This window comes from Endobacter medicaginis (assembly GCF_014192375.1).
GTDB classification, from domain to species: domain Bacteria; phylum Pseudomonadota; class Alphaproteobacteria; order Acetobacterales; family Acetobacteraceae; genus Endobacter; species Endobacter medicaginis.
Window position 1 is genome coordinate 42,423 of sequence record NZ_JACHXV010000008.1, and the last position, 12,717, is coordinate 55,139.

The 12,717-nt window shown below is 69.5% G+C and carries 9 protein-coding genes; 5 read left to right on the plus strand and 4 right to left on the minus strand.

What is annotated here, in order from left to right:
- Positions 1–17 precede the first annotated feature (17 nt).
- From nirB to cysG, 5 genes are read left to right on the plus strand one after another with little or no spacing between them, the layout of a single operon-like run.
- Positions 18–2,891 carry a nitrite reductase large subunit NirB gene (gene nirB / locus FHR90_RS11460; protein WP_176622079.1) on the plus strand — a complete coding sequence of 958 codons (2,874 nt, stop codon included), beginning with the start codon at positions 18–20 and terminating at the stop codon, positions 2,889–2,891.
- Positions 2,892–2,902: 11 nt separating this feature from the next.
- Positions 2,903–6,802, plus strand: a complete 3,900-nt coding sequence (locus tag FHR90_RS11465; protein WP_266152767.1) for a bifunctional nitrate reductase/sulfite reductase flavoprotein subunit alpha — start codon at positions 2,903–2,905, stop codon at positions 6,800–6,802.
- A 39-nt stretch (positions 6,803–6,841) separates the two neighbouring features.
- The gene (locus FHR90_RS11470) at positions 6,842–7,423 is read left to right on the plus strand and encodes an ANTAR domain-containing response regulator (protein ID WP_176625672.1); all 582 of its coding nucleotides are present in this window, start codon (positions 6,842–6,844) and stop codon (positions 7,421–7,423) included.
- Positions 7,420–8,367, plus strand: a complete 948-nt coding sequence (locus tag FHR90_RS11475) for a CmpA/NrtA family ABC transporter substrate-binding protein (protein WP_183275281.1) — start codon at positions 7,420–7,422, stop codon at positions 8,365–8,367. The genes FHR90_RS11470 and FHR90_RS11475 overlap by 4 nt, the downstream gene beginning before the upstream one ends.
- Entirely contained in the window at positions 8,364–9,800 is a 1,437-nt protein-coding gene (gene cysG / locus FHR90_RS11480; RefSeq protein ID WP_176622432.1) for a siroheme synthase CysG, read from the plus strand. The genes FHR90_RS11475 and cysG overlap by 4 nt, the downstream gene beginning before the upstream one ends.
- A gap of 20 nt (positions 9,801–9,820) precedes the next feature.
- Here cysG and FHR90_RS11485 read toward each other — a convergent pair whose 3' ends face one another.
- From FHR90_RS11485 to FHR90_RS11500, 4 genes are read right to left on the minus strand one after another with little or no spacing between them, the layout of a single operon-like run.
- A complete protein-coding gene (locus FHR90_RS11485; RefSeq protein ID WP_176622430.1) occupies positions 9,821–10,186 on the minus strand; it encodes a response regulator in 366 nt (121 codons plus the stop codon).
- Complete coding sequence (locus tag FHR90_RS11490) at positions 10,183–11,943, minus strand: sensor histidine kinase (protein ID WP_176622428.1); 1,761 nt, start codon at positions 11,941–11,943, stop codon at positions 10,183–10,185. Before FHR90_RS11490 ends, FHR90_RS11485 begins: the two co-directional genes overlap by 4 nt.
- A 20-nt stretch (positions 11,944–11,963) precedes the next feature.
- Entirely contained in the window at positions 11,964–12,332 is a 369-nt protein-coding gene (locus FHR90_RS11495) for a HesB/IscA family protein (protein WP_394367828.1), read from the minus strand.
- 10 nt (positions 12,333–12,342) lie between these two features.
- Entirely contained in the window at positions 12,343–12,717 is a 375-nt protein-coding gene (locus FHR90_RS11500; protein ID WP_176622438.1) for an SUF system Fe-S cluster assembly protein, read from the minus strand.

Below are 12,717 nucleotides of genomic sequence, written 5' to 3' on the forward strand. Positions count from 1 at the left end.
CAGTCGGAACCAAGCTGATGCGCAAAGACAACATCGTCATCATCGGCAACGGCATGGTCGGCCATTACTGCGCCGAACAGCTCGTCACCCAGGGCCTGCACGAGACCCACCAAGTGCATGTCTTCGGTGGCGAGACCCACCATGCCTATGACCGCGTGCATCTGACGGAGTACATGGTCGGGCAGAGTGCCGCGGCCCTCCGCCTGCACAAGGAGGACTTCCACGACAACCATGGCCTGACGCTGCATCTCGGCGCGATGGTGCGGCGCATCGACCGTGCGGCGAAGGAGATCGTCACCGATACCGGTGCCTTCCCCTACGACAAGCTGGTGATCGCCACGGGCTCGTTCCCGTTCGTGCCGCCGGTGCCGGGCAATTCCGGCACCGCGGGTCTCGTCTACCGCACGCTCGACGATCTCGACATCATCCGTGCCGCCGCGGTCGGCGCCAGCCACGGCGTGGTGATCGGCGGCGGCCTGCTCGGGCTGGAAGCCGCCAACGCGATCAAGGCGCTCGGCCTCGATGTCGCGGTGGTCGAGTTCGCCCCGCGCCTGATGCCGGTGCAGCTCGACGATGGCGGTGGTGCGGCCCTGCGCCACCGTATCGAGCAGCTCGGCCTGACCGTGCTGACCGCACATGCGACCAAGGAAATCGTCGCCGGCGACAGCAAGCGCCACAAGCTGGTGTTCGCCGATGGCAGCGAACTCGAGACGGACATGGTGGTGTTCTCCGCCGGTATCCGCCCGCAGGACGCGCTCGCCCGGGAGGCTGGCCTCGCATTGGGTGCGCGTGGCGGCATCGCGGTCGACGACCACTGCCGCACCTCCGATCCTGACATCTTCGCCATCGGCGAATGCGCCGCCTGGAACGACCGCATCTTCGGCCTCGTCGCCCCCGGCTACACCATGGCCCGCACTGCGGCCGCGGTGATCGGCGGCGAGGATGCCGCCTTCACCGGTGCGGACATGTCCACCAAGCTCAAGCTGCTCGGTGTCGATGTGGGCTCGATCGGCGATGCGCATGGCGCCGAGCCCGGCTCGAAGAGCTACCGCTTCATCGGCGAGGGCGAAGGCGCCTATCGCCGCCTGGTGCTCTCCCCCGATGGCAGTCGTGTGACCGGTGCGATCCTGGTCGGTGACAATTCCTATTACGACACCATCCTGCAATTCGTGCAGAACGCCATCAAGCCGCCCGCCGACCCGGCCGCCCTCATCCTGCCCAAGGGCGAGGGCGCGGTGCTGCTTGGCTCGGATGCGCTGCCCGATACCGCCACCATCTGCTCTTGCCACAACGTCTCCAAAGGCGCGGTGTGCTCGGCGATCGAGGCAGGCTGTGGCGATCTCGCCAGTCTGAAGGCCTCCACCAAGGCCTCGACGGGCTGCGGCGGCTGTGCCGCCCTGCTCAAGAGCGTGTTCGAGAGCGAGCTGACCGCGCGCGGCATCGTGGTCGATCGCAGCATCTGCGAACATTTCAGCCACACCCGGCAGGAACTCTATTCGCTGGTGCGCGTGCACGACATCCACTCCTTCGAGGAGCTGATGGCGCAACATGGCAATGGCGGCCTGGGTTGCGACATCTGCAAGCCAGCCGTCGCCTCGATCCTGGCGTCCGCATGGAACAAGCCGATCATGGATCGCGCCTATGTGCCGTTGCAGGACACCAACGACACCTTCATGGCCAACATGCAGAAGAACGGCACCTATTCGGTGATGCCGCGCATCGCCGGCGGCGAGGTCAGCCCCGACAAGCTGATCGTGCTCGGCCAGGTGGCGAAGAAATACGGCCTCTACACCAAGATCACCGGCGGCCAGCGCGTCGACCTGTTCGGCGCCCAGCTTCACCAGCTCCCCGACATCTGGGCCGAACTGCTCGCAGCCGGCTTCGAGACCGGCCATGCCTATGGCAAGTCCACCCGCACGGTGAAATCCTGCGTCGGCTCGACCTGGTGCCGTTACGGCGTGCAGGATTCCGTCAGCAAGGCGCTCGATCTGGAGCATCGCTACAAGGGCCTGCGCGCACCGCACAAACTCAAATACGCGGTGTCCGGCTGCACCCGCGAATGCGCCGAGGCGCAGAGCAAGGATGTCGGCGTGATCGCCACCGAGAATGGCTGGAACCTCTATGTCTGCGGCAATGGCGGCATGAAGCCGCGCCACGCCGAGCTGTTCGCCACCGACCTCGATGACGCGACCCTGATCCGCTACATCGACCGCTTCCTGATGTTCTACATCCGCACCGCCGACCGGCTGCAGCGCACCTCGGTGTGGCGCGACAATCTCGAAGGCGGGCTCGACTATCTCCGCGACGTCATCATCAACGACAGCCTCGGCATCGCCGCCGAGCTGGAAGCGCAGATGCAGGCCGTGGTCGACACCTATGAATGCGAATGGGCCAACGCGCTGACCGATGCCGAGAAGCTCAAGCGCTTCCGCACCTTCGTCAACGACAGCCGTCCCGATCCGAACGTGCGCGTCGTGCCAGAGCGCGATCAGGTCAAGGCGGCCGACAACCTCACCGAGGCCGCTCCTCTCGACAGCGGCCCGCACGATTGGACCTCGCTGTGCACCGAGGCCGATCTGGTGGCCAATTCCGGCGTCGTCGCCTGGCACAACGGCGCGCAGGTGGCGCTGTTCTGGGTGCCCGATCGCGGTCGGGTCTATGCGATCGACAACCACGACCCGTTCTCCAACGCCAACGTGCTCGGGCGCGGCATTCTCGGTGACCTCAAGGGCCATGTCGTGGTCGCTTCCCCGCTCTACAAGCAGCATTTCCGCCTCGAGGACGGCATCTGCCTCGAGGACGAAAGCAAGCGCGTGGCGGTGTGGGATGCGCGGCTCGAGGGCGGGCGCGTCGAGATCCGCGCCAAGGTGCCAGAGCTGGTTCCGGCCTGAACCCGCGACAGGTGGACACGCGCACCGAAATCCGCTCCTCCTGCCCCTATTGCGGGGTCGGCTGCGGCATCATCATGGAGGTCGAGGGCGACCGGATCACCCGCATCAAGGGTGATCCGGACCACCCGACCAACCGTGGGCGCCTGTGCACCAAGGGCAGTTCCTGCGACAAGCCGCTCACCGCGCCTCAGCGCCTCGCCAGCGCGATGGCGCGCCCGTCGCGTGACGCGGAGGCGACGGCGGTCGAACTCGACACCGCCATCGCCTCGGTCGCGTCGCGGCTGAAATCGATCGTCGCCGAACACGGACCGGACTCGGTCTCGCTCTACGTCTCGGGTCAGATGTCGATCGAGGCGCAGTATCTCGCCAACAAGCTCGCCAAGGGTTACCTGCGCACCCAGCATATCGAAAGCAACTCGCGCCTGTGCATGGCCAGCGCGGGGGCCGGCTACAAGACCTCGCTGGGGGCCGACGCGCCGCCCGGCTCCTACGAGGATTTCGATCTCACCGACCTGTTCTTCGTCATCGGCGCGAACATGGCGGACTGCCACCCGATCCTGTTCCTGCGCCTGCTGGATCGCAAGCGCGACGGGCGCGCGAAGCTGATCGTCGTCGATCCGCGCCGCACTGCGACCGCCGACAAGGCCGACCTGTTCCTCCAGATCCGCCCCGGCACCGATCTCGCCCTGCTCAACGGCATCCTGCATCTGCTCGTGGTGTCGAAAGCCAATTCGGCGATCGACGCCGATTTCATCGCCGCCCACACCACCGGCTGGGAGGCGATGGAGCCGTTCCTCGCCGACTACACGCCCGAGCGTGTCGCCGACATCACCGGCATCCCCGAGGCCGATATCCGCCAGGCCGCCGCCTGGATCGCCGAGCACCCGCGCTGGATGACGCTTTGGACGATGGGCCTCAACCAGTCCGTCTCCGGCACCTGGCACACCAACGCGATCTGCAACCTGCACCTCGCCACCGGCGCGATCTGCAAGCCCGGCACCGGCCCGTTCTCGCTCACCGGCCAGCCCAACGCGATGGGCGGCCGCGAGATGGGCTATATGGGCCCCGGCCTGCCCGGTCAGCGCAGCGCGCTGGTGCCCGAGGATCGCGCGTTCGCCGAAGCGCGCTGGAACCTGCCCCCCGGCACCATCCGCGCCGAGCCCGGCATGGGCACCATTGCGATGTTCGAGGCGATGGCCCGCGGCGAGATCCGCGCCTGCTGGATCATCTGCACCAACCCGGTCGCCTCGATGCCCAACCGCGACACCGTTATCGACGGCCTGCACGCCGCCGAGCTGGTCGTGGTGCAGGATGCCTTCGCAGATGCCGAGACGGCAGCCTATGCCGACGTACTGCTGCCCGGCGCACTCTGGGCCGAGGGCGACGGCGTGCAGGTCAATTCCGACCGCACCATGACGCTCACCGCCCGCGCCGTACCGCCCCCGGGTGCGGCCCTGCCCGACTGGCAGCTCATCGCGCGCGTCGCCTGCGCGATGGGTTTCGAGAGCGCCTTCACCTATGCAGACAGCGCCGAGGTGTTCGACGAGCTGTGCAGTTTCGCCAATCCCGCCACCGGCTACGACATCCGTGGCGCCAGCCATGCCCGCCTGCGCCGCGAGGGCCCCGTGCAATGGCCCTCGCCGCCCGGCGACACCGCCCCTCGCCATCCGATCCGTTATGTCGAGAGCGGCGCCCCGCATTTTCCCAAGCCCGACGGCCGCGCCGCCTTCCTGCCGCGCCCGTTCCTGCCGCGCGACGAGGAACCCACCGAGACCTACCCGTTCCTGCTGTCCACCGGGCGCCTCCAGCACCAGTGGCACACGCTGACCAAGACCGAGCGCGTCGCCTCGCTCAACCGCCTCAACCCCGGCCCGGCGATCGAGATCCACCCCGAGGACGCCGCCCCGCTCGGCATCGCCGAGAACGATCTCGTCGCCATCGCCTCGCCGCGCGGCACCGCCGAACTCCCGGCGCACATCACCGATCGCGTCGCCCCCGGCACCTGCTTCGCGCCGTTCCATTGGAGTGATCGTTTCGGCCCCAAAAAGGCCCTCAACGCGCTCACCAACGACGCCACCGACCCGATCTCGCTGCAACCGGGTGTGAAGCTCTGCGCCGTCTCGCTCGCCCGGATCGCGCCACCTCCCGCCGCCTTCGTCCCCGACGCCCATTCCGCGGAAACCATGCTCGACCTCACCGCCGCCCGCCCCGCCTTCACCGGCGATGCCGCGACCTGGACCGCGGGCTTCCTCGCCGCCCTGCGCCTCTCGCCGCCCGAGGGCCTGCTGCCCGACATCCCCGCCAGCGCGCCGCTCGACCGCGCTCAGCGCCTCTATCTCGACGGGCTGCTGGCCGGGCTCTACGCCCGCCGCCCGGCCGAGACGGCCACCACCGCCGCTGCGGTCCCGGCCGCACCCGCCTGGCGCATCTTCTTCGCCTCGCAGACCGGCCGCGCCGAGGAGATGGCGACCGCGCTCCAGGCCACGCTCGCCCAGTCCGGCCAGCCGGCCAGCCTCGCCGGACTCGACCTCTGCACCATGGCCGAACTGACGGGCACCGTGCTGTTCATCGCCTCCACCTTCGGCGACGGCGACGCGCCCGACCATGCGGCGGGCTTCTGGACCGAGCTTTCGGCGCGCGCCGAGCCGCTCACCGGGCTGCGCTATGCCGTGCTCGCACTGGGCGATCCGAGCTACCGCAATTTCTGCGGCTTCGGCCGTGCCCTGGACGCGCGTCTCGAGGCCCTCGGCGCCACCCGCATCACCCCGCGCATCGACTGCCCGCCCGAGATCGAGACCATCCCCGCCGACTGGCGCACCGGTCTCGCCCCCGCCGCCTCCGTTCCGGCCACCGTCGCCGAACCTGCGCCCGCGAAATCCAGTCGTGCCAACCCGGCCACCGCGACGCTGATCGTCAACCGACGCCTGACCCCCGAAGGCAGCGCGCGCGACACTCGCCAGATCGGTTTCGACCTCTCGGCCACCGACATCACCTACCAACCCGGCAGCGCGCTCGGCGTCTGGCCGAACAACATCCGTCCGCATGTCGATGCCGCCCTGCGCGCCTTCGGCCTCTCAGAACGTGCCGAGATCGGCGATGGCGAGGGCGGCACCGGCCCGGCCCGCGACCTGCTCACCCGGCGCTTCGATCTCTGCCGGCCCTCGCGCGCCCTGCTCGAACGGCTCGGCCGCAACGAACCGGCGTACCTGCCCGACCTGCTGCGCGACGTCTCGATCCCGCTCGCCCCCGAGGAGGTCGCCCCTCTGCTCCGCCGCCAGCAGCCGCGCCTGTATTCCATCGCCTCCTCCGAGCGCGCCATCGGCCGCGCCGTCCACCTCACCGTTGGGGTGAACTCCGAGCCGCATCCCGGCCTGTGTTCGCATTTCCTCGCCAGCTGCACGCCCGGCATGGAAATCCGCGTCTTCCTTCAGCCGTCGCGCTATTTCGCGCTTCCCGAGGATGACGACACCCCGGTCATCATGATCGGGCCAGGCACCGGCATCGCCCCGTTCCGCGGCTTCCTGCAGGAGCGTGCGGCGCGCGGTGCGAAGGGACGCAACTGGCTGTTCTTCGGCGAGCGCAATGCCGAGGGCGGCTTCTACTACCGCGACGAGCTCGAATCCTGGCAGGCCAGCGGGCTGCTTACCCGGCTTGATACCGCCTTCTCGCGCGACCAGATGCAGCGCCTCTACGTCCAGCACCGCATGCGCCAGGCGGGCGCGGAGCTGTTCGACTGGCTGCAAGCCGGTGCCGCGGTCTATGTCTGTGGCGATGCCGAACGCATGGCCCGCGATGTCGATGCGGCCCTGCGCGAGGTGGTGGGCAAGCACGGCCATATGGAGACGGATGCGGCGGATGCGTATGTCGACGGGCTGGTGCGCGCCAAGCGCTATCTCCGCGATGTGTACTGACCCTGCTGCGCGCCCCGATGAGCGGATGACTGCCCACCGATGAAAGTTCTTCTGGCCGACGAGAACCGTCGGCGCGTCCAGGCCCTGTTCGAGGTACTGCATGCCGACCCCGCCCTCACCGTCTTCCGGCTCGAATCCGGCATGGCTCTCATCGAGGCCGTGAGCCTGCACGCGCCCGACGTGGTGCTGGTCGACATCGCGCGCCCCGACCGCGACGCCCTCGACAGCGTGCGCGCGCTCGCCTCCACCTCGCAGGCCAGTCCGATCGCCCTGCTGGTCGACGAGGATGATCCCGAGCTGATGGAAGCCGCCTTCGAGGCCGGAGTCTGCTCCTACAACGTGCTCACCACGCCGCTCACCGACGCCAAGCCCCTGCTGCGTGCCGCGATCGCGCTCTATGCGCGTTTCCGGCGCACCGAGGAGGAGCTGCGCCGTGCCCAGCAGCTTCTCGCCGACCGCATGGCACTGGACCGCGCCAAGCGCCTGCTGATGCAGACCGACCGGCTCGACGAGGCGCAGGCGCACCGTCTTCTGCAACGACGCGCGATGCGCGAGCAGCGCCGCCTTCCCGACATCGCGCGCGACATCCTCCGCGCACACGACAAGGATACCGCACGATGAGCGATGATGCCGCCCGCAGCCTGCGTATCGGCCTGCTCCAGCTCGCCGACAGCGCCCCGGTGATGGTTGCCCGTGCCTTTGGCCTGTTCGCCCGTCACGGCATCGCCGCCGAGATCGCGGTCGAGCCTTCCTGGGCCAATCTCGCCGACAAGCTGACCTGGGGCATGCTCGACGCGGCGGTGATGTTCGCACCGCTCGCCATCATAACAGCCACGGGCGCGCGCGGCCGCGCGGTGCCGCTGCATCTCGCCCAGCCGCTCAGCCGTGGCGGCAACATGATCGTGCTGCGCGGCGAACGCAGCGCCTCGTTCGCCGCCTGGGCCCGCGGGCTCGGCCGCCTGCCGCGCATCGCCGTGGTGCATATCCACTCAACCCACCATCTGATCCTGCGCCGCTTCCTCGCCACCCAGGGCGTCGAGCCCGAGAACGGGATCGAGCTGCTGGTGATGCCGCCCGTGAACATCGTCGAGGCGCTGGAGGCCGGCGAGATCGACGGATTTTGCGCCGGTGCACCCTGGGGGGCGGAAGCGATCGGGCGCAGCCTCGGCTTCGAGATCGCCGGCTCGCGTCATCTCGTGCCCGGCCATCTCGAAAAGAGCCTGTTCGTCGCCGCCTCCTGGCTCGACGCAGACCCGAGCCGGCTCGCCCGGCTGGGCCACGCACTGCGCGAGGCGCGCGCCCTGTGCGCCGACCCGGCCAACCACAACGACATCGCCGCCCTGCTCACCGCGCCGATCGCCGAGGGCGGGCTCGGCCTGCCGCTCGGCGCCACCGCGAGCGCGTTCGCGGCCGATCTCCAGAGCGGCGAGCGCCTTGATTTCCGCCCCGTCGAACCCGTCACCGTGCAGGACCTCGCCTGGCAGCTTTCCGACATGCGCCGGCTCGGCTGGATGGCGGACGACGCCCTCCCGTTCGCCCTGATCGAACCGGCCCCGCTGCCATGAGCGCGCCCCTGCCGAGCCCCGATCCGGGATGGTTTCCGATGATGCTGCGCCTCGCCGGCGCGCGCTGCCTGGTGGTCGGTGGCGGCGAGATCGCGATCAACAAGCTTCGCCTGCTGCTGGCGCATGAGGCCGCGATCGAGATCGTCGCCCGTGAGCTCGATCCCGAAATTCAGGGCTGGGTCGATGCCGGACGCCTGCGCGTCGTCGGTAACGAAGCCGACGACGCGACCCTGCGCCGAGTCATGCCCGGCTGCCGCCTGGTCTATGTCGCGACCGACGAACGCGCCACCAACCGCGCGGCGGCGGCGCTCGCGCGCGCGTTCAACATTCCCGTCTGCGCCGTCGACGACCCCGACCCCTCCACCTTCATCACCCCCGCCCAGGTGCATCGCGGCGCGGTGCGCATCGCGATTTCCACCGGCGGCGCGGCGCCGGTACTGGCGCGCCGCCTGCGCGAGCGCGTCGAATCCGCCATCCCGGCGGGCCTGGGCAACCTGTCGCTGTTCATGCAGCGCGAACGGGCCCGCGTCGGCGAGCTGTGCCCCGACACCCAGCGCCGTCGCTGGGTCTGGGAGGCCTTCATCGACGGCCCCGGGGGGGCTGCCGCCTCCGATGGCGATCTCGCCACCGCCCGGGAGATCCTCGACGACCTGCTGCGCGGCATCGAGGTGCGCGGCGAGGTCTGGCTGATCGGCGCCGGCCCCGGCGACCCGGACCTGCTGACCCTGCGCGCGCTTCAGCTGATGCAGAACGCCGACGCCGTGCTCTACGACCAGCTCGTCCCGGCGGCGATCCTCGACCGCGTGCGTCGCGACGCCGAGCGTCTGTTCGTCGGCAAGCAGCGCTCGCGCCATTCCGTCCCGCAGGACCAGATCAATGCCGAGCTGGTCCGCCGGGCCCGCGCCGGCCAGCGCGTGGTGCGGCTCAAGGGCGGCGATCCGTTCATCTTCGGCCGTGGCGGGGAGGAAATCGAGGCGCTGCTCGCCGACCGCATCCCCTTCAAGGTGGTCCCCGGCATCACCGCCGCCTCGGGCTGTGCGGCCTATGGCGGCATCCCGCTCACCCATCGCGACTGCGCGCAGTCCTGCATGTTCGTCACCGGCCATGCCCGCGCCGACGGTGTGCTGGACCTGCCCTGGAGCGCGATGGCGGCGCGTAGCCAGACGGTGGTGATCTACATGGGTGTCGGCGCGATGCGGATGCTGTGCGACCAGCTCGTCGCCCACGGCCTCGCCGCCGACTGGCCGGCCGCGATCGTTGAACGCGGCACCCGCCCCGACCAGCGCGTGCTCACCGGCACGCTCACCACCCTGCCCGAACTCGCCGAAGCCCATGGTGTCGCCAGCCCCGCCTTGGTCATCGTTGGCGAGGTCGTGCGCCACCGCGTCATCTCACCGGATGCGCGGATCCTCGACGCCCAGGCGGTGACCTGACCCGTCCAGCACCCTGGCGCCTATGAGGCAAAGCGCGCGAGCTGGTCGCGCACCCGGCGCTCATTGAGCGGCTTGGGCAGGAACACCGCCCGGGCCGGGATGCGTTCGAGCGCGGGGACGCGGCCGCCGCTGGTGACGATGATCTCGATCGGCGGCCAGCGGTCGCGGACCAGGGCGGCCAGCCGCAGCCCGTCCATCGAGCCCGGCATGTCGATATCGGCCAGCACGATGCGGATGTCGGTCCGCCGTTCGAGGATCGCCACCGCCTGATCGGCGTCCGCGGCTTCCACCGCCTGATAGCCTGCCTCCTCGACGATCGCGATCAGCCCCATGCGCTGCACGGGCTCGTCCTCGACGACCAGCACGATCGCTCCGAACTGTCTCATCCCTCGATCTCCGCAAGCTCGGCGCGAAACGAGGCGTGCAGCCCCGACGGCGCCCAGTCCAGGGTCGTCCCGCCCTTGCCGAGCAGCCCCATCGAGACCAGCCGGGAGCCGAACCCCCGCCCGCGCGGCGCCGACACCGCCGGACCGCCGCGCTCCACCCAGTCCAGCACCAACTCGTCGCCCTCGCTCTCCCGCCGCCAGCCCAGATCGACCTCGCCCCCGGCCTGTGACAGCGCACCGTGCTTGAGCGCATTGGTCGCCAGTTCATGCAACAGCAGCGCCGTCGGCATCGCCGCCCTCGCCCCCAGCCGCACCGCCGGCCCGCTCAGATGGCAGCATGGCAGCAGGCCGAGATTGTCGAGCACGCCGCGCGCCAGTTCCTCGAGGTCGGTCGCGTGCCAGCTGCTCCGGTGCAGCAGATCGTGCGAGCACGCCAGCGCCTGCAGGCGCTCGTCGAACCGGGCCAGCTCGTCGGGCGGCAGTGTCCGGCGCAAGGTCATGGTGGCGATCGACTGCACCATCGCCAGGGTGTTCTTCAGCCGGTGGGCGATCTCGCCATTGACGATCGCCTGCCGCTCCTCGGCCGCCTTGCGCTCGCGAAAATCGCGGATCACCGTGCCGTAGCCAATCAGCCGCCCGCCGGAATCGCGCACCGGGAACATCGTCGACAGGACCGGAATCGGCTCGCCGGTGACGAAATGCCGCAGGAGCCGTTCGCCGCTCCAGCTGCCGTCGCGGCGTACCGCCGGGATGATCACCTCCTCGAACTCGGCGCGCTGTTCGGGCGTGCAGAAATCGCCCATGCGCACGCTGGTGACCGCAGTCGCGTCCAGACCCACCAGCCGGCAGCCGGCCGGGTTGAGAAAGAACACCCTGCCATTGACCCGCGCCATTCCGATGAAGTCCGAGCTGTTCTCGATCAGCCGCGCGTAGTACCCGGTCGTCTCTTCGCTCTCGCGCAGGGCGGTGATGTCGCGCGATACCGACAGGATGCGTTCCACCTGGCCATCCGCGCCGGCGATCGGACTGACGGCGACATGCCACCAGCGCAGACGTCCTGCCATCGTGGCCGCCTCGCCGATGAAACCGGCAGAACGCCCCTCGCGCGCCGCCGCGATCGCCGCCAGGGCGTCGGCCTGGCCGCTGCCCTGCCAGAAATCCGGCCACGGACAGCCGGCAATGGCGTTGAAATCGCTGACCTCCATCACCCGCTGCCCGCCCTCGCTCATGAAGGTCAGCGCGCCCGTCAGATCCAGGACCTTGATGCAGTCGGTCGAGCTCGCCAGCACGCTGGTCAGGAAGGCGCTGCGCTCGGCGAGCTGGGCGCGGTCGCGACCCTGCTCGGCCAGCATGGCATCCAGACGAAGCAGTGTCGCCCGCAAGGCGGCGACAATCCAGACCAGTCCCGAGGCGGTCAGCACGAAGACGCCAGCAGCGATCCATCGTGCCGTCGTCGGCGCCCAGGACTGGGCCGGGTCGCCACCCGCCAACGCGACGGCAACCGCCGACAGACCGATCGCCACTGAAGCGGGGATGGTGCCGAGCAGCAGGGCGATCAGCACCACCAGGCCAAGCAGCACAAACCAGGGTGCCTCGGTGGCAAACAGCGCCCAGAACAGAGCTGCGATCGCGCTGACGGGCAGCACCGCCATCAGCACCGACAGCCCCATCCCGAAGCGCGGCCGCATCACGGCGGCAGCGATCCGGGCTTCACGCGGCAGGGGATCGTCCGGGCCGAGCCCCCGCACCGCCTTCATGTCGCGCCTCCAGCCGCCGGTCAGACGTGGAAGCTCTCGCCGCAGCCGCAGCGACCCTTCTCGTTGGGGTTGTTGAAGACGAACCCTTCGGCGAACTGCCTGGTCTCGTAATCCATTACCGTGCCGATCAGGAACAGCGTCGCCTTTCGGTCGACCAGAACGGTGAGGCCGTGATCGCGCACCGTCTCGTCGCCGGGGCCGGCCGCGTCGACCCAGTTCATGTCGTAGGACAGGCCCGAGCAGCCCTTGGTGCTCAGCGAGATGCGCAGCAGGCGTCCCTGCTGGCCACCTTCGTAAAGCTCGCGCAGCCGCTCGGCGGCCGCGTCCGACAGGCGCATCAGCGGCGGCAGCTCCCGCTTCGGCTTGTCGGCGACGATATCGGTCTGCATTCCCATCCCCTCAGAACATGTTCAGCGCGAGCCGCGCCTCATCGCTCATCCGCGACGGGTCCCAAGGCGGATCCCACACGGTATCGACGGTAACGTCGCTCACCCCGCCGACCTTCATCACCGCGTCGCGGACCATGATCGGCAGTTCCTGCGCGCTCGGGCAGTTCGGCGCGGTCAGAGTCATCTCCACCTTGACCAGGCCGGAATCGTGCAGCTCGATCGCGTAGATCAGCCCGAGCTCATAGATATTGACCGGGATTTCCGGGTCATAGACCGTCGCGATCGCGCCGATCACCCCATCTTCCGTCACCTCGGGCGCGGTCTCGCCGTCCGGCGTCCAGCGCCCCACTGCGGGTGCGGTCTCCGCTTGCGTCACATCCGTCAT

Bases quoted from the DNA above. Each gene is read 5' to 3' on its own strand.
- FHR90_RS11490 (WP_176622428.1), bottom strand. From the start codon at position 11,943: ATGAAGGCGGTGCGGGGGCTCGGCCCGGACGATCCCCTGCCGCGTGAA.
- cysG (WP_176622432.1), top strand. From the start codon at position 8,364: ATGAGCGCGCCCCTGCCGAGCCCCGATCCGGGATGGTTTCCGATGATG.
- FHR90_RS11495 (WP_394367828.1), bottom strand. From the start codon at position 12,332: ATGCAGACCGATATCGTCGCCGACAAGCCGAAGCGGGAGCTGCCGCCG.
- FHR90_RS11500 (WP_176622438.1), bottom strand. From the start codon at position 12,717: ATGACGGATGTGACGCAAGCGGAGACCGCACCCGCAGTGGGGCGCTGG.
- FHR90_RS11470 (WP_176625672.1), top strand. From the start codon at position 6,842: ATGAAAGTTCTTCTGGCCGACGAGAACCGTCGGCGCGTCCAGGCCCTG.
- FHR90_RS11485 (WP_176622430.1), bottom strand. From the start codon at position 10,186: ATGAGACAGTTCGGAGCGATCGTGCTGGTCGTCGAGGACGAGCCCGTG.
- nirB (WP_176622079.1), top strand. From the start codon at position 18: ATGCGCAAAGACAACATCGTCATCATCGGCAACGGCATGGTCGGCCAT.
- FHR90_RS11475 (WP_183275281.1), top strand. From the start codon at position 7,420: ATGAGCGATGATGCCGCCCGCAGCCTGCGTATCGGCCTGCTCCAGCTC.